The following is a 15,965-nucleotide window of genomic DNA, read 5'->3' on the forward strand; positions in this document are numbered from 1 at the left end:
GTCGTCATTCTCGGCGCCCTCATGCGATCCGGATCCGGGGGTTCAGATAGACGTAGCCGATGTCCGAGATCAGCTGCGTCAGCAGCACCACCACGACCGAGACCAGCGAGATCCCCAGCAGCAGGTCCACGTCGTTGTTGCCCGCCGCCTGTACCAGAGCCCAGCCGAGGCCCTTGTAGTTGAAGAGCGTCTCGACGATCACCACGCCGTTCAGCAGCCACGGGAATTGCAGCATGATCACCGTGAAGGGCGCGATCAGCGCGTTGCGCAGCGCGTGTTTCAGCACGATCTCGCGGAAGGGCAGACCCTTGAGCCGCGCGGTGCGGATGTACTGCGAGGTCATCACCTCGGCCATGGAGGCGCGGGTCATCCGGGCGATGTAGCCCATGCCGAAGAGCGCGATGGTCAGCACCGGCAGGAAGAAGTTCTCGAAGGTGGCGTTCTCCATGGCGGAGGTGGCGGTGCCCTTGAACCATTTCAGCCCGAAGGCGGAGGAGGCGAAGACCGCGATCAGGATCACGCCCGAGACATACTCCGGCGTCGCCGTGGTCAGGATCGAGAGGGTCGAGAGGCCGCGGTCGAGCTTCGAGCCCTCGCGCATGCCCGCCAGCACGCCGATCACCAGCGCCATGGGCACCATCAGCACCATGACCCAGAACATCATCTTGCCGGTCAGGGCGAGGCGGGTGGCGATGAAGGGGCCCACGTCTTCGCGGAAGACACGGCTTTCGCCCCATTCGCCCTGCAGGATGCCGCAGCGCGCGGGGCTGTCGGCAATCGTGCCGCCCACGGGGACGCAGCGGCCATATTCGCCGCTCTCGTCCGTGCGGGTCCAGCCGGGCCATGCGCCCAGCCATTCGCCGTAACGCACCAGCATCGGCTGGGCATAGCCGTTCTTCTCCAGCCAGCTTTCGACCTGCGCATCGCTCATCCGGGCGTTGCCCTCGAACTTGGCGATCTTCTCGAGGTTGGCGGGCAGGTTCGTCAGGGCGAAGACGATCAGCGACAGGCAGAGCGCCGTCAGGAGCATCACGCCGAGGCGGCGGAGCAGGAAGAGGATCATGGGGCCGTCCTGTCTGTGGCAGGCCCCGCGAAAGGCGGGACCGGGCCGGGATGGGAGCCGTCACGGGACATGCGCTGCGCCGGGCTGATCGGGCGCCCGCGCCCGCGAGTGTCCGGGCGGCTGGCCGCGAGGCACGGGGCCGGGCCGCAGCCGGGATGGATCAGACCGATGTCGGGGCCACCCTCAGGGCGGCCCCGGGCAGGGCGCGGGCCGGTGGCCATGGGCTGTGCCAGGGCGCTCAGGCCCGGATCCACCACTTGTCCATGTGCATCTCGAAGGTCGGATGCATCTCGGTGCCCATGACGTTTTCCTTCATGTGGCGGAAGAGCGAGCGCCAGTAGGGCTGGATCGTCACGCCCTCGTCGAGCATGATCTGCTCGAGCTTCGCCATGACCTCGCGCCGCTTGTCGGCATCGGCAATGGCAAGCGCCTCGTCCATCAGGCTGTCGAATTCGGCATTGGCGAAGGCGGTCTCGTTCCAGGCTACGCCGGACTTGTAGGCCAGCGACATCACCTGCACACCCAGCGGGCGCATGTTCCACTCGGTCGCGGACCACGGGAAGGTGAGCCAGTCGTTCCAGAAGGTCGAGCCGGGCAGGATCGTGCGTTTCACGTTGATGCCCGCATCGCGGCACTGCGCCGCCACGGCGTCACAGGTCGCCGACTGCCATTCGTCGTCGATCGAGATCAGCTCGAACTCGGTCTCGGCATGGCCCGCCTCGGTCAGCATCTGCAGCGCCGCGTCCGGGTCCGGGCTGATGCCGGGGATGTCGGCGTATTCCGGGTGGATCGGGCAGACGTGGAAATCCTTCGCCACGGTGCCGAGGCCGGAATAGCCCAGTTCCAGCACCACCTCGTTGTCCACCGCCGTCATCAGCGCGCGGCGCACGTTCACGTCGTCGTAGGGCGCGTTGGTCTGGTTGAAGCGCACGCAGATCGTGGCCGCCGTCACCGCCTCCGAGACCTTCCAGCCCATGGCCGTCAGCACGTCGACGAATTCGCCGGTGGACTGGTAGGTCATGTCGATCTCGTCCGCGTCCGCCGCCGCGACCCAGGAGGCCATGTCGGTGCCGAAGTCGATGAACTCGATCCGGTCGAGGTAGGCGCCTTCGCCCCACCACTGGTGATCGGCGTTCTTGACCAGCACCTGGCGCACGCCGACCTCGTTGCTCTCGGGCAGGAAGGGGCCGGTCCCGATGGGGTTTTCCGACGGATCGCCGCCCGCGTAGGAGGGGTGCACCACCGCCGCCGGGTAATCGGAGAAGCCCGCGGGCAGGGTGATGTCGGGGCTTTGCAGGATCAGGCGGACCGTGAAGTCATCGACCTTCTCCACCGCGCCCTCGCGCAGCTCCTGCGTCTCGCTGTCGATCAGCGCGCCAAGGCGCGAGGCCATGGAATTGCCCTCGACCCCGGCCTCGCACCAGCGGGTGAGGTTGAAGATCACGTCGTCGGCGGTGAAGGGATCGCCGTTGTTCCAGCTCACGCCCTGACGGACATGGAGCACGTATTCGGTGGCGTCCTCGTTGACCTCCCAGCTCTCCAGCAGGCGGCCCTCGAAGGAGCCGTCGGCGTTGTACTGCACGAGGTATTCCAGCCAGCCGCGGGCGAAGTTCGCCATCTCCGACCAGTCGAAGTTGCGCGGGTCCTTCAGCGCCTTGGTCTGCATCTGCACCCGCAGCGTGCCGCCCGGGGTGGGGGCCTCCTGCGCCATCACCGGCTGTTCCAGACCGCCGAGTGCATAGACCAGCGGCGTGGCGACCCCCAGCGACGACGCGCGGGTGATGAATTCCCGACGGCTGAGTTTCCCGGCCTTGAACTCTTCGGCGTACATGCGGGCACCGGGGTGCACGGTGCCGGTCAGCTCGGTCTCTGGCTTGGTCATGGTTCTCTCCCTGTGACAGTTTGTCTGTCTGTCTGTCTGTCTGTCTGTCTTGCCGCGCGAGCGTGGCGGTTTCGTGAAGGGCGCCGGGGCGCTTGGGTCGACAGGATAGGAGCGCGATTGCCGCCTGCGTCAATGGCCCGGTCCGGTCTCACGGCCTGCGAGCGCCGCAGACGGGGGCAATCCTCCCCGTACTGGCTTGATTGCGACATTTATCATGTCGCAAATGGACTGCCACCGATTTTCGCCCTTCGGGGGCGTATGGGACGCGATTTCCAGGGGCCGGGGTGTCAGGCCGCCATCATGCCCGCACCGGCTGGGCCGAGAGCGGGGCGGACTGGGCCTGCTTTCGCAGGGCCGAGGGCGTCATTTTCGTGTGGTGCTGGATGAAGCGCGTGAAATAGGCAGCGCTGGAGAAGCCGAGGCTTTCCGCCACCAGCCGGATCGGCAGGTCGCCGTCCTGCAGCATCTCGCGCGCGCCGTGCAGCACCCGTTCGGTCAGGATGTCGGCGGCGGTCATCCCGGAGGTCTGGCGCAGGGTGCGCGTCAGGTGGGTCGGTGTCACGCCGAGCGCGGTGGCATAGGCCGCCATGGGGGCACCGCTGCGATAGTCCCGCGCCACGAGAGAGCAGAAGGCCTCCGACAGGCGCTGCGCGGCATTGGGCTGGGGCGCGGGCGGCTCCTGTGCCTGCACCCGGCGGATCCAGACCGAGAGCAGCCCGGCATGGGCGCGGGCGGCCTCGGCACCGAAGGGGCGGTGGGTCGACTGCTCGCGCTGCATGGAGTCGAGGATCGCGGTGGCCTCGCCCTGCACCAGCACGTCGCGCACCCGCAGGTGGAGCGCATCCTGCGTCGGCAGGAAGGGGACGGAGCCCGGCGGGATGCGCACCGCGAGGCCGAAGACCTGCTTGCCGAGGTCGAGCGACATCAGGGTCTGGGCGGGCAGCAGCAGCGCATTGTGCGGCCCCAGCCCCCGGCGGCGGCCCATGACCAGCACGCGGCCCTGTCCCCGGGTGATCCAGAGGAAGAGGTGATCCTCCCGCGAATGCTGCAATTCCGTGCGCCACGGCCCCCCGCGGCTGAGCTGGGCGAGCGAGAGCAGGCTGGGCGCGGCGGGATCGGTCATCGGCGTCCCCTCGATGGAGGTGGTGGCATTGCGGTGACGGCGTGAGGAACCCCAAGATGTGGTATTTGGGTAGAAGTCCCCTGAATTTATTGGGGAATGCTGCGAAAATTGTCCGCTTATGTAAAGAAAATAGCTCAGGCGTCGGCGCTGAGGTGCTGCCAGTGTCGCATCCTTGCGCGGAACCACGTCCGCTGCCGCTTGGCGAAGCGGCGGGTGGCCACGGTGGCGGCCTCGCGGGCCTCGTCGAGGGTCATCTCGCCGCGCAGGTGGGCGATCAGCTCCGGCGCGCCGATGGCCTTGGCCGAGGGCAGGTCGGGCGACCAGAGGGGCAGGTTGGTCCGCGCCTCCTCCAGCGCGCCGCCCTCCAGCATCAGGTCGAAGCGGCGCTCGATCCGGGGCGTGAGCCACTCCTTGGGCGCCGAGACGACCATGGGCGCGGTCTGGTCCAGCGGCAGCAGGGGCGGCGGCGTCTCATCCTGCCAGGCGGCGATGCCTCGGCCGGTGGCCTGCAGCACGGACCACGCTCGCGTGACCCGCGCCGGGTTGGCGGGGTCGATGCGCGCGCGGCTCTCGGCGTCCAGCTCGGCCAGCAGGGGGGCGAGGCCCTCTGCGGCGATGCGGGCATTGGCCGTCTCGCGGATCGCCTCGGGTACGGGCGGGATGTCGGCCAGCCCCTCGGTCAGCGCGGTGAAGTAGAGCCCGGTTCCGCCGGTGATGATCAGCCGCTCGGGCCCGTCCAGCAGGGGGGCCACCTCGCGCAGCCATTCGCCGGTGGAATAGGGCTGATCGCCGGCGACATGGCCGAAGAGCCGGTGCGGGGCCGCGGCCTCCTCCTCCGCCGAGGGGCGGGCGGTGAGCACGCGCCAGTTGGCGTAGACCTGGATCGCATCGGCGTTGACGATCACGCCGCCCTGACGCTGCGCCAGTTCGATCGCCAGCGCCGTCTTGCCGCTGGCGGTGGGGCCGGCGATCAGCACATGTCGCTCCCGGGATATGCCCGCCAGATGGGCGGACCATCCCGCACGGGCGATCATCGGGGCGGCGGGAACCGGCGGCTCCCCCGGAAAATCTTGATTTTTCAGGCTCATTGTTGGCGGTATTCAGCTATTCGGGCAGGGCGGGCAATACCGGATTGAACCGGGCGTCGTTTTCCGACATTTTGCCGCCGATCCTAGTCCCCCACATATGCGGAGCGCAACATGGCCGACACGCCCCAGAATCCGACCTACAAACGGGTCCTGCTGAAGATCTCGGGGGAGGCCCTGATGGGGAATACGGGCTTCGGCCTGCATCCGCCCACGGTCGAGCGCATCGCCCGCGAGGTGAAGTCGGTCCACGACATGGGCGTCGAGGTCTGCATGGTGATCGGCGGCGGCAACATCTTCCGCGGGCTGCAGGGCAGCGCGCAGGGCATGGAACGCACCACCGCCGACTACATGGGGATGCTGGCCACCGTGATGAACGCGCTCGCCATGCAATCCGCGCTGGAGGGCCTCGGCATCTTCACCCGCGTGATCAGCGCAATCCCGATGGACCAGGTCTGCGAGCCCTACATCCGCCGCCGTGCCGTGCGTCACCTCGAGAAGAAGCGGGTGGTGATCTTTGCCGCCGGCACCGGCAACCCGTATTTCACCACCGATACCGCCGCGACGCTGCGCGCCTCCGAGATGGCCTGCGAGGCGATCTTCATGGGCAAGCAGGTGGACGGGGTCTATGACAAGGACCCCAAGAAGCACGACGACGCGGTGCGCTACGACAGCATCACCTACGACGATGTGTTCAGCAAGAACCTGAAGGTCATGGATGCCTCGGCGATCGCCCTTGCACGGGACAACGACATGCCGATCGTGGTCTTCTCGCTGGACGAGCCGGGCGGGTTCCGCGGCATCCTTGCCGGGCAAGGCACCTATACAAGAGTGCACAGTTGACGATAAGAGAGGCGCAGCGAAAACGCCGCGCCGCTCCGGTGTAAGGCCGCCACGGCCCGGGACCGACCCGGCGCCGCTCTGGCTGGCACGACCGACACAAGGTACGACCGGCACAGGGCGCGACCGACACAGGACCGGCAAAGCCGGCGGGAAAGAAAGAGGAACGGACGAGATGGCCGACGAGGATTTCGAGATCGACACCGATGACCTGCGGCGCCGGATGGACGGCGCAATGGGCAACCTGAGGACCGAGTTTGCCTCGCTGCGCACCGGCCGCGCCTCCGCCTCCATGCTGGAGCCGGTGCAGGTCGATGCCTATGGCCAGATGACGCCCATCAACCAGGTCGGCACCGTGAACGTCCCCGAGCCGCGGATGGTCACGATCAACGTCTGGGACAAGGCGCTTGTCGGCAAGGTCGAGAAGGCGATCCGCGAATCCGGCCTCGGCATCAACCCGCAGCTCAACGGCACGATCATCATGCTGCCGATCCCCGAGCTGAACGAGGAACGCCGCAAGGAACTGACCAAGGTCGCCGCACAATACGCCGAAAGCGCCCGCGTTTCGGTGCGCAACGTGCGCCGCGACGGCATGGACCAGATCAAGAAGGCCAAGGCCGACGGCATGCCCGAGGATGACCAGAAGTTCTGGGAGACCGAGGTGCAGGACCTGACCAACGAATATATCGCCAAGGTCGACAAGGCGCTGGAGACCAAGCAAGCCGAGATCATGCAGGTCTGAGGCACTGCGGGAGGAGAGGCCCATGGCCGCCGACAAGCCGAACGCGCGGGGTCCGCGCCACGTTGCCGTCATCATGGACGGCAACGGCCGATGGGCGCAGGCCCGCGGCCGGCCGCGCCTCTTCGGGCACCACGCCGGTGCCCGCCGCGTGCGCGAGATCGTCGAGGCCTGTCCGGATTTCGGGGTAGACTACCTGACGATCTTCGGCTTCTCGACCGAGAACTGGAAACGCACCCAGATCGAGGTGGCGGGGCTGATGAGCCTGTTCCGCCGCTACATACAGAAAGAGGCCCGCGCCCTGAAGGCCGAGAATGTCCGCGTCCGCTTCATCGGCGACCGGGTCAAGCTCGACGCCAAGCTGCGCGGGCTGATGGATGAGCTCGAAGAGATGACCGAGGGCTGCACCGGCACCAACCTGACCATCGCGCTGAACTACGGCGGCCGCGACGAGGTGGCCCGCGCCACCAAGCGGCTGGCCTGCGACGTGGCGAACGGCAAGCTGGACCCGGAAAGCATCGACGAGGAAACGCTGCCGCGCTACCTCGACACCTGCGTCCTGCCGGACCCGGACCTCGTGATCCGGACCAGCGGCGAGGCGCGGATCTCGAACTTCCTGCTCTGGCAGTCGGCCTATGCCGAATACGAGTTCATCGACACGCTCTGGCCCGACTTCACCCGCGAGATCTTTGGCCAGGTGGTGGGCAACTACGGTGGCCGCGACCGCCGCTATGGCGGGGCGAAGCCTTGAGCGGGGAGCCGACACAACCGCGCCCCAAGCGCAGCTGGGACGACCTCGGCCCGCGGCTTGCCTCCGGCCTGACGATGGTGGTGCTGGGCCTCGCGATGATCTGGCTCGGCGGGCACTGGTTCCACGTCTTCGCGGCGCTGATCGCGGGCGGGATGGTCTGGGAACTGGTCCACATGGCCGTGCCCAATGTCTCGGGTGCGAAATGGCAGATGGGCGGCATTGCCTGTCTCGCCATGCTTCTGGCGGTCTACCTGCCGGTCTCGGCGGCGCTGCCGCTGCTGCTGGCGCCGGGCATGGTGGCGCTCTCCATCGTGCCGCACCGGCGGACCATCACCATCACCTTCACCGCGCTGATCCTGCTCTCGGCCTATGGCATGGTGCAGCTGCGCGACGGCTACGGGATGATCTGGCTGCTCTGGCTGGTGGTCACCGTGGTGGTCACCGACGTGCTGGGCTATTTCGCCGGCCGCCTGATCGGGGGGCCCAAGTTCTGGCCCCGCGTCAGCCCCAAGAAGACATGGGCCGGCACCATCGCGGGCTGGCTCGGCGCGGGGATCGTCGGGCTGATCTTCGGCCTGTGGACCGGGGCAGGGATGGAGCTGATCGGCTTCTCCATCGCCGCCTCCATGGCCTCGCAGATGGGCGACATGGCGGAAAGCGCGATCAAGCGGAAGGTCGGCGTCAAGGACAGCTCCTCGCTGATCCCGGGCCACGGCGGGCTGATGGACCGTTTCGACGGGATGCTGGGCGCCTCTCTCTTCCTCCTGCTGGCCGGGTCCGTGGCAGGGTTCCCACCGGGGTTGTAATGAAACGCGTATCCATTTTCGGGGCCACCGGCTCGATCGGGCAGAACACCATCGACCTGATCAAGCGTGCCCCGTCCGAGTATCAGGTCGTGGCCCTCACCGGCGGCGGCAATGTCCGCCAGCTGGCCGCGGATGCCCGGGCGCTGAATGCCGAGGTGGCGGTGATCGCCGATCCCGCACGCCTGCCCGACTTGCGGGCTGCCCTCGAAGGCACGACGGTCGAATGTGCCGCGGGCGCCTCCGCGTTGCAGGAGGCCGCGAGCCGCCCTGCCGATTGGGTGATGTCCGCGATCATCGGCGCCGCGGGCCTGCGCCCCGGCCTTGCGGCCCTCGCGCAGGGGACCACGCTGGCACTGGCCAACAAGGAGACGCTGGTCGCCGCCGGGCCGCTGGTCATGTCCGAGGCCGCGCGCCACGAGGCGACGATCCTGCCGGTGGACAGCGAGCATTCCGCCATCTTCCAGGCCCTTGCGGGCGAGGCCCCGGCCACGGTCGAGCGGGTGATCCTCACCGCCTCCGGTGGGGCCTTCCGCGACTGGCCGCTGGAGAAGCTGGAGACGGCGACGCCCGAAGAGGCTGCGACCCATCCCAACTGGGCCATGGGGCAGAGGATCACGATCGACAGTGCCTCCATGTTCAACAAGGCGCTGGAAGTCATTGAGGCGCGAGAGTTTTTCGGCTTTGCGCCCGAACAGATCGAGGTGCTGATCCACCCCGAGTCCATGGTCCATGCCCTTGTCGGCCACGTGGATGGCGGGCTGATGGCGCACCTCGGCGCCCCCGACATGCGCCATGCCATCGGCTATGCGCTGCACTGGCCGGCCCGGGCGCCGCTGCCGGTGGCGCGGCTCGATCTTGCCGCTCTCGGGAAATTGACCTTCGCGGACCCGGACCCGGCACGCTACCCGGCGCTCGACCTCGCGCGGCGGGTCATGCATCGCGGCGGGCTCTCGGGGGCGATTTTCAACGCCGCCAAGGAGCGTGCGCTCGATCACTTCATCGCGCGGCGCATCGGCTTCACCGACATGGCGCGCATCGTTTCGGCGGTTCTGGACCGAACGGATGCAGCGCCGGGCGTTGTTGACGCGGAATTTACCCTTGATAACGTTTTAAACGCCGACCATTTGGCCAGAATACGCACTGACGAAATCATTGCATCGCGCGGCTGACGCGCGGCGGGGCACAGCAGGTAAGAGATATGGACGTGATGGCACTACTACCCGAATTCGGCGGGCTTCTCTGGACATTGCTGGCCTTCGTCGTCGCACTTTCGGTGATCGTCGCCATCCATGAATACGGCCACTACATCGTGGGCCGCTGGTCGGGCATCCATGCCGAGGTCTTCTCGCTGGGGTTCGGGCCGGTGCTCTTCAGCCGCACCGACAAGCGCGGCACCGTCTGGCAGGTCGCGGCCCTGCCGCTGGGGGGCTACGTGAAGTTCCTCGGCGACAGTGATGCCGCCTCGGGCAAGGACGGCGAGGCGATGCAGGGGCTGAGCGAGGCCGACCGCCGCCACACGATGCATGGGGCCCCCCTCTGGGCGCGGTCCGCGACAGTGGCCGCGGGGCCGGTCTTCAACTTCATCCTCTCGATCCTCGTCTTCGCCTCGATGCTGATGTTCCAGGGCCGCGTGGCGGAGCCCCTGACCGTGGGCGCGCTGACACCGCTGCCGGCGCAGGGCATCACGCTTGAGCCGGGGGACGAGCTGCTCGCCATCGGTGGCGCGCAGGTGCCCAGCTTCGACGATGCCGATGGCTATGGCGCGTTTTCCGACGCGCTGCCGCTGGAGGCGATCCTGCCCTACGAGGTGCGTCGCGACGGGCAGGTGATGACCGTCGAGGGGCCCTATCCCTATCCGCCGCTGGTGAGCCAGCTGGCGCCCAATTCCGCCGCCTACAGCGTCGGGCTGGAGCAGGGCGACGTGATCACCGCGATCGACGGCGCGCCGGTCTTTGCCTTCGGCCAGCTGAAGGAGCGGGTCGAAGCCTCCGATGGCAAGCCGCTGCTGCTGACCGTCTGGCGGGAGGGGGCCAGCGAGGCGCTGGAATTCGCCCTCGCGCCGCGCCGGGTGGACGAACCCGCGCCGGGCGGTGGCTTCCGCACGGAATGGCGCATCGGCATCGCGGGCGGCATGGCCTTCGAGCCGGCGACCGAGCGGGCAGGGCTGCTGGCCTCGCTCTCGGGCGGCGTGGGCCAGACCTGGGGCATCATGGTCAGCTCGATCTCCGGGCTCTACCACATGATCACCGGCGCCATCAGCACCTGCAACATGTCCGGCCCCATCGGGATCGCCGAGACCTCGGGTGCCATGGCCAGCCAGGGTGCGCAGAGCTTCATCTGGTTCATCGCCGCGCTCTCGACCGCGGTGGGCCTGCTGAACCTGTTCCCGATCCCGGTGCTGGATGGCGGCCACCTCGTCTTCCACGCCTTCGAGGCGGTGACGGGCCGTCCGCCGTCGGACAAGGCGCTGCGGGTGGCGATGACGGCGGGGCTGGCATTGGTGCTCTCGCTGATGATCTTCGCGCTTGGCAACGATCTCTTCTGCCCCTGATCCGTGGCTGATCGGTGGCGCTTAGGACAGGGCGGCGACCTGCGGGGCGCCGCCGCACCCCGGGCATGCCGCAATCCTGACACATTGTGATGCGGAATTCCGCCGCATTCCGGCGCGACTGTGCGAGGTGATACCCCGCGGAGACGGGGCCTCTGCGTCATGAAGGGTTCCGATATGCACACCATCGAGAATGTCTATCCGTTCTTCCGCCTGATGTTCGACCTGAACTGGGACCGGCTGCTCTACGTGGCCGCGATCGTCATGGCGCTGCTCTTCGGGACGTTCCTCGGCACCGTTCTGATCTCGCTGCCCTGAACCTGTCGTCGAGGGCCCGCGGCCCCGACCGGTCCGCGGCCGCTCCGCGCCAGAGTTCTCCCCTCGTTCGGGCCTTGGCCTAGGGCCCTAATTCGCATCCCAAAGCTGGCTTGATGGGGCATGTCCCGACGCGCTGATTTCCGCTACGTCATGACCGCGCCGGGCAGGGGCAGGAAACGGGACGAACGTCAGGGAACCCGAGGCGCGGTGAACCGCCCGCCGAAGCGCCGGGGTCCTAGAAAAACAGGCCATGGGTTGTTCGATTCCTCGGCAACGACCCACCATATTGTGCCTCGGCAGCGCCGAGGCCTTTTTGCTGTTTTGACAACCACCCCCATTCCCGGTACCACCTTCAAAACGACAATCGGGACAGGGTCTGCTAGATGCCGCACACGACCAGTTCGGGGGCTCGCGCCTCCAAGCGCCGGAACGGGGCTGCCAAACCACTCCTTGCCGCGCTCCTGCTTGGTTTCACAGGGACATACAGCGTTCTGCCCGACGTCGCCGTGGCGCAGAGCTACACGTTCTCCAACGTGACCATCAACGGCAACGACCGCATCAGCGCCGGCACGATCCTGTCCTACGCGGGAATCGCCCGGGGGCAGGCGGTCAGCGGCGGGCAGCTGAACGACGCCTATCAGCGAATTCTTGCCTCCGGCCTGTTCGAGAGCGTCGACCTCGAACCGCGCGGCGGCACGCTGGTGATCAACGTCGTCGAATTCCCGATCGTCAACCGGATCTCCTTCGAGGGCAACACCCGCAAGAAGGACGAGGAACTGGCCGCGCTGGTCAAGACTCAGACCCGTCGGGTCTTCTCGCCGTCGCAGGCCGAGTCCGACGCCAATGCCATCGCCGAGGCCTACTCGCAGTCGGGCCGTCTGGCCGCGCGTGTGACGCCCAAGATCATCAAGCGCGACAACGGCACCATCGACCTCGTCTACGAGGTCTTCGAGGGTGGCAACGTCGAGGTGGAGCGCATCAGCTTTGTCGGCAACGAGGCCTATTCCGATGGCCGTCTGCGCCGGGTGCTGCAGTCCAAGCAGGCGGGCCTGCTGCGGGTCATCTTCCAGCGCGACACCTTCGTCGAGGATCGCCTGAACTTCGACAAGCAGGTGCTGACCGACTTCTACAACTCGCGCGGCTACGTGGACTTCCGCGTCACCGGCCTGAACGCCGAACTGGCGCGCGAGCGCGACGGCTACTTCGTCACCTTCACGGTGGAAGAGGGCCAGCAGTTCCGGATCGGCAACGTCTCGGTCTCCAGCGAGATGGAAGGCGTGAACCCCGCGGTCTACGAGGCCGTGAAGCGGATCAAGCCCGGCGTGGTCTTCTCGCCCTCGCTGATCGAGACCGATGTCGCCCGGATGGAGCGGCAGGCGATCAAGGACGGCGTGAACTTCATGCGGGTCGAACCGGTGATCACCCGGAACGACCGCGATCAGACGCTGGACATCAATTACAAGATCTCCCGCGGGCCGCGCATCTTCATCGAGCGGATCGACATCGAGGGCAACACCACCACGCTCGACCGCGTGGTGCGGCGCCAGTTCCGCGTGGTCGAGGGCGATCCCTTCAACCCGCGCGAAATCCGCGAAAGCGCAGAGCGTATCCGCGCCCTCGGCTTCTTCGCGAATGCCAGCGTGAACGCACGCGAGGGGTCCTCGCCGGATCAGGTCATCGTCGACGTGAACGTCGAGGAGACCACGACCGGGTCGCTCTCCTTCGGCGGCACCTATTCGACGGCCAACGGCGTCGGTCTTGCCATGAGCCTGTCGGAGAACAACTTCCTCGGCCGTGGCCAGCGTCTCGGCGTGACCTTCTCGGGCGCGACGGACCTGCGCAACTACGGGCTGACCTTCAGCGAACCGGCCTTCCTCGGCCGCGACGTGCGCTTCGACTTCCGTCTCGCCTATACCGAGACCGAGGCCAGCTATACCGAGTATGACACCTCGAACCTGAGCTTCTCGACCGGTCTGACCTTCCCGATGACCGACCGGACCCGGCTGAACCTGGCCTACAAGTTCGACCGCAACGACATGTCGCTGACGGAAGACGGCAACCCGGGTCAGATCATCTCGGACGACATCGCCGAGCCGGATCGCTTCACCTCGGCGCTTGGCTACACCTACACCTACGACAGTCGCCTGACGGGTCTGAACCCGAACGCGGGCGTGCTGCTCGAATTCGGTCAGGACGTGGCCGGGCTCGGCGGGGACAGCAACTATGTCCGCACCACCGCCCGCGCCATCGCCCAGACCAAGGTCTTCAACGAGGAAGTCACCCTGCGCGCGACCTTCCGCGCGGGCGCCCTGTCGTACTTCAGCGGCGATGACGGCATCACCACGGACCGGTTCACCATCGGCAACTCGATCATGCGCGGCTTCGAGCCCAAGGGCATCGGCCCGCGCGAGGTCGATACCGCGAACGACGTGGACGATGCGCTTGGCGGCAACTTCTACGCGGTGGGCTCCTTCGAGGCGGAATTCCCCCTCGGCCTGCCCGAGGAATACGGTATGACCGGCGGTGTCTTCTACGACGTCGGCTCGCTCTGGGGGCTCAACAAGAGCAACGCCAATGTGCTCTACGAAGATGCCAGCCTGCGCCACGTGATCGGGGTCTCGCTGTTCTGGACCACGCCGATCGGCCCGCTGCGGCTGAACTGGTCCAAGGCGCTGGTCAAAGAAGACTACGACAAGGAACAGACCTTCGATCTGACGATCCAGACCGACTTCTGATGCCTGTCTTTCCGACCCTTCGGACCCTGCGGCCCGGGCGATCCTTCGCCCGGGCCGTGGCCTTTGGTCTGGCATTCTGGGCCGTGCCCGCCGTGATGCCTGCCGTGACGCCTGCCGTGGCGCAGGACGCAGGCCACCTGCGCAGCCCGGTCCTGACCATCGACAGCCAGCGGCTCTTCACCGACAGCAAGCTCGGCCAGCAGATGGCCGACCGGGTGGAGCAGGAGAGCGCCGCGCTCAATGCCGAGAACCGCAAGATCGAGGCGGAGCTGATCGCCGAGGAGCAGGCGCTGACCGACAGGCGCCCGACGATGGAGCCGAAGGCCTTCCGCGATCTGGCCGATGCCTTCGACGAGAAGGTGCGCCGCATCCGCAGCGAGCAGGACACCAAGGCCCGCGCCCTCGGCCAGACCAACGAGGCGGCGCGACGGGAGTTCCTGACCCGTGCCCGGCCCGCGCTGGAGCAGCTGATGAAGGAGATCGGCGCCGCCGTGATCCTCGAACAGCGCAGCGTCTTCCTCTCCGCCGGGGTGATCGATGTCACCGACGAGGCGATTTCTCTGCTGGACAAGCAGATGCCCGAGGTGCCCGCGGAGACTCCTTCCGAGGCGTTGCCTGAGGCGCCTGATGGGGCCCCTCAGACGGCGCCCCAGACGGCCCCCGAGAAGACCCCGGCAGAGCCCGGCAGCCCCGCTGCGCCGGACGGGACCGTGCAACAGCCCTGAAACATCGCTCACAGGCGCGCTTGCCCCCTCGGGGGCTTGTTGCTACTGACGCGGGCGACCGGGAAAGGAGCCCTGACATGTCCGACCTTCAAAGCGCCGATATCGGCCTGATCCAACGGATCATTCCGCACCGCTATCCCTTCCTCCTCGTGGACAAGGTGGAAGAGATCGACAGCCACAACAGCTGTGTCGGCATCAAGAACGTCACCATGAACGAGCCCCATTTCCAGGGCCACTTCCCCGGCAAGCCGATCATGCCCGGCGTCACCATCGTCGAGGCGATGGCGCAGACCTCGGCGGTGATGATCGGCCTCGCGCTCGGCCTCGAAGGCAAGAACGCGCTGGTCTATTTCATGTCCATCGAGAGCTGCAAGTTCCGCCGTATGGTGGTGCCCGGCGACGTGCTCAAGATGAAGATCGAAACCCTGCGCGGCAAGCCCGGTGGCAAGGTCTGGAAGCTTCAGGGCACCGCCACGGTCGATGGGGAAATGGCCTGCGAGGCCGTCTTCATGGCCATGATCGACGTGCCCAAGGAGTAAATCCCATGGCCATCAGCCCGCTTGCCCAGATCCACCCCTCCGCCATCGTTGAGGAGGGGGCCCAGATCGCCGACCGCGTGAAGGTTGGCCCGTTCTGCCACATTGGCCCCGAGGCGGTGCTGCATCCGGGCGTGGAGCTGATGAGCCACGTGGTCGTGCAGGGGATCACCGAGATCGGCGAGGACACGCTGGTGCATCCCTTCGCGGTGCTCGGCGGCATCCCGCAGGACCTCAAGTTCAAGGGCGAGAAGACGCGGCTGGTCATCGGCAAGCGCAACCGCATCCGGGAGCATGTGACCATGTCCACCGGGACCGGGGGCGGCGGCGGGCTGACGCAGGTCGGCGATGACGGGCTCTTCATGGCGGGCTGCCACGTGGCGCACGACTGCATCGTCGGCAACAACGTCATCCTCGTGAACAACTCGGCGCTGGCGGGCCATTGCCACATCGGCGACGAGGTGATCGTCGGCGGCCTCTCCGGGGTGCACCAATGGGTGCGCATCGGGCGCGGCGCGATCATCGGCGCGGTCACCATGGTGACGGCAGACGTGATCCCCCATGGCCTCGTGCAGGCGCCCCGCGGCAAGCTCGACGGGCTGAACCTCGTCGGGCTCAAGCGCCGTGGCGTGGATCGCTCCGACATCACCGCGCTGCGCGCCGCCTTCCAGATGCTGGCGCAGGGCGAGGGGGCCTTCCAGGACCGCGCCCGCCGCCTGGGCGAGGAGACGACCTCCGACTACGTGCGCGAGATCGTGGCCTTCGTCACCGGCGAGACGGACCGCTCCTTCCTCACCCCGGGCAAGGCGTAAGC

At 67.3% G+C, this 15,965-nt stretch carries 15 protein-coding genes; 11 read left to right on the plus strand and 4 right to left on the minus strand.

The features are described 5' to 3' along the window. Positions 1-19 precede the first annotated feature (19 nt). The 4 genes from ACX9MO_RS16520 to miaA form a co-directional block, all read right to left on the minus strand. Complete coding sequence (locus ACX9MO_RS16520; protein WP_462212628.1) at positions 20-1,063, minus strand: ABC transporter permease; 1,044 nt, start codon at positions 1,061-1,063, stop codon at positions 20-22. Between the two features lie 238 nt (positions 1,064-1,301). After that, positions 1,302-2,945 (minus strand): ABC transporter substrate-binding protein, encoded by a 1,644-nt coding sequence (locus ACX9MO_RS16525; protein WP_462212629.1) that lies wholly within the window; start codon positions 2,943-2,945, stop codon positions 1,302-1,304. Positions 2,946-3,243: 298 nt separating this feature from the next. After that, the gene (locus tag ACX9MO_RS16530; protein ID WP_462212630.1) at positions 3,244-4,068 is read right to left on the minus strand and encodes a helix-turn-helix domain-containing protein; all 825 of its coding nucleotides are present in this window, start codon (positions 4,066-4,068) and stop codon (positions 3,244-3,246) included. A gap of 134 nt (positions 4,069-4,202) precedes the next feature. Beyond that, positions 4,203-5,102: a tRNA (adenosine(37)-N6)-dimethylallyltransferase MiaA gene (miaA, locus tag ACX9MO_RS16535; protein WP_462214467.1), complete on the minus strand. Its 900-nt coding sequence runs from the start codon at positions 5,100-5,102 to the stop codon at positions 4,203-4,205. A gap of 165 nt (positions 5,103-5,267) precedes the next feature. Here miaA and pyrH point away from each other — a divergent pair, with 165 nt between their 5' ends. The 11 genes from pyrH (at position 5,268) to lpxA (ending at position 15,963) form a co-directional block, all read left to right on the plus strand. Continuing rightward, positions 5,268-5,996 carry a UMP kinase gene (pyrH, locus tag ACX9MO_RS16540; RefSeq protein ID WP_222489701.1) on the plus strand — a complete coding sequence of 243 codons (729 nt, stop codon included), beginning with the start codon at positions 5,268-5,270 and terminating at the stop codon, positions 5,994-5,996. 172 nt (positions 5,997-6,168) lie between these two features. Further along, positions 6,169-6,735: a ribosome recycling factor gene (gene frr / locus ACX9MO_RS16545; RefSeq protein ID WP_462212631.1), complete on the plus strand. Its 567-nt coding sequence runs from the start codon at positions 6,169-6,171 to the stop codon at positions 6,733-6,735. Positions 6,736-6,757: 22 nt separating this feature from the next. Continuing rightward, a complete protein-coding gene (gene uppS / locus ACX9MO_RS16550; RefSeq protein WP_222489703.1) occupies positions 6,758-7,483 on the plus strand; it encodes a polyprenyl diphosphate synthase in 726 nt (241 codons plus the stop codon). Positions 7,484-7,557: 74 nt separating this feature from the next. After that, the gene (locus tag ACX9MO_RS16555) at positions 7,558-8,289 is read left to right on the plus strand and encodes a phosphatidate cytidylyltransferase (protein WP_222490537.1); all 732 of its coding nucleotides are present in this window, start codon (positions 7,558-7,560) and stop codon (positions 8,287-8,289) included. Further along, positions 8,289-9,458 (plus strand): 1-deoxy-D-xylulose-5-phosphate reductoisomerase, encoded by a 1,170-nt coding sequence (gene dxr / locus ACX9MO_RS16560; RefSeq protein ID WP_462212632.1) that lies wholly within the window; start codon positions 8,289-8,291, stop codon positions 9,456-9,458. The genes ACX9MO_RS16555 and dxr overlap by 1 nt, the downstream gene beginning before the upstream one ends. A gap of 29 nt (positions 9,459-9,487) precedes the next feature. Further along, the gene (gene rseP / locus ACX9MO_RS16565) at positions 9,488-10,840 is read left to right on the plus strand and encodes an RIP metalloprotease RseP (protein ID WP_462212633.1); all 1,353 of its coding nucleotides are present in this window, start codon (positions 9,488-9,490) and stop codon (positions 10,838-10,840) included. A gap of 159 nt (positions 10,841-10,999) precedes the next feature. Beyond that, the gene (locus ACX9MO_RS16570) at positions 11,000-11,155 is read left to right on the plus strand and encodes a hypothetical protein (protein ID WP_222490603.1); all 156 of its coding nucleotides are present in this window, start codon (positions 11,000-11,002) and stop codon (positions 11,153-11,155) included. Positions 11,156-11,538: 383 nt separating this feature from the next. Beyond that, complete coding sequence (gene bamA / locus ACX9MO_RS16575) at positions 11,539-13,890, plus strand: outer membrane protein assembly factor BamA (protein WP_462212634.1); 2,352 nt, start codon at positions 11,539-11,541, stop codon at positions 13,888-13,890. Beyond that, positions 13,890-14,615, plus strand: a complete 726-nt coding sequence (locus ACX9MO_RS16580) for an OmpH/Skp family outer membrane protein (protein WP_462212635.1) — start codon at positions 13,890-13,892, stop codon at positions 14,613-14,615. Before bamA ends, ACX9MO_RS16580 begins: the two co-directional genes overlap by 1 nt. Before the next feature lie 77 nt (positions 14,616-14,692). After that, the gene (gene fabZ / locus ACX9MO_RS16585) at positions 14,693-15,154 is read left to right on the plus strand and encodes a 3-hydroxyacyl-ACP dehydratase FabZ (protein WP_222489708.1); all 462 of its coding nucleotides are present in this window, start codon (positions 14,693-14,695) and stop codon (positions 15,152-15,154) included. 5 nt (positions 15,155-15,159) lie between these two features. Beyond that, a complete protein-coding gene (gene lpxA, locus ACX9MO_RS16590; RefSeq protein ID WP_462212636.1) occupies positions 15,160-15,963 on the plus strand; it encodes an acyl-ACP--UDP-N-acetylglucosamine O-acyltransferase in 804 nt (267 codons plus the stop codon). Positions 15,964-15,965 lie beyond the last annotated feature (2 nt).

It is taken from the genome of Pseudooceanicola profundus, from assembly GCF_054919315.1.

Excerpts from the sequence above, each read along its gene's own strand:
- ACX9MO_RS16520 (WP_462212628.1), bottom strand. The coding sequence starts at position 1,063 with ATGATCCTCTTCCTGCTCCGCCGCCTCGGCGTGATGCTCCTGACGGCG.
- ACX9MO_RS16525 (WP_462212629.1), bottom strand. The coding sequence starts at position 2,945 with ATGACCAAGCCAGAGACCGAGCTGACCGGCACCGTGCACCCCGGTGCC.
- ACX9MO_RS16530 (WP_462212630.1), bottom strand. The coding sequence starts at position 4,068 with ATGACCGATCCCGCCGCGCCCAGCCTGCTCTCGCTCGCCCAGCTCAGC.
- miaA (WP_462214467.1), bottom strand. The coding sequence starts at position 5,102 with ATGATCGCCCGTGCGGGATGGTCCGCCCATCTGGCGGGCATATCCCGG.
- pyrH (WP_222489701.1), top strand. The coding sequence starts at position 5,268 with ATGGCCGACACGCCCCAGAATCCGACCTACAAACGGGTCCTGCTGAAG.
- frr (WP_462212631.1), top strand. The coding sequence starts at position 6,169 with ATGGCCGACGAGGATTTCGAGATCGACACCGATGACCTGCGGCGCCGG.
- uppS (WP_222489703.1), top strand. The coding sequence starts at position 6,758 with ATGGCCGCCGACAAGCCGAACGCGCGGGGTCCGCGCCACGTTGCCGTC.
- ACX9MO_RS16555 (WP_222490537.1), top strand. The coding sequence starts at position 7,558 with ATGGTGGTGCTGGGCCTCGCGATGATCTGGCTCGGCGGGCACTGGTTC.
- dxr (WP_462212632.1), top strand. The coding sequence starts at position 8,289 with ATGAAACGCGTATCCATTTTCGGGGCCACCGGCTCGATCGGGCAGAAC.
- rseP (WP_462212633.1), top strand. The coding sequence starts at position 9,488 with ATGGACGTGATGGCACTACTACCCGAATTCGGCGGGCTTCTCTGGACA.
- ACX9MO_RS16570 (WP_222490603.1), top strand. The coding sequence starts at position 11,000 with ATGAAGGGTTCCGATATGCACACCATCGAGAATGTCTATCCGTTCTTC.
- bamA (WP_462212634.1), top strand. The coding sequence starts at position 11,539 with ATGCCGCACACGACCAGTTCGGGGGCTCGCGCCTCCAAGCGCCGGAAC.
- ACX9MO_RS16580 (WP_462212635.1), top strand. The coding sequence starts at position 13,890 with ATGCCTGTCTTTCCGACCCTTCGGACCCTGCGGCCCGGGCGATCCTTC.
- fabZ (WP_222489708.1), top strand. The coding sequence starts at position 14,693 with ATGTCCGACCTTCAAAGCGCCGATATCGGCCTGATCCAACGGATCATT.
- lpxA (WP_462212636.1), top strand. The coding sequence starts at position 15,160 with ATGGCCATCAGCCCGCTTGCCCAGATCCACCCCTCCGCCATCGTTGAG.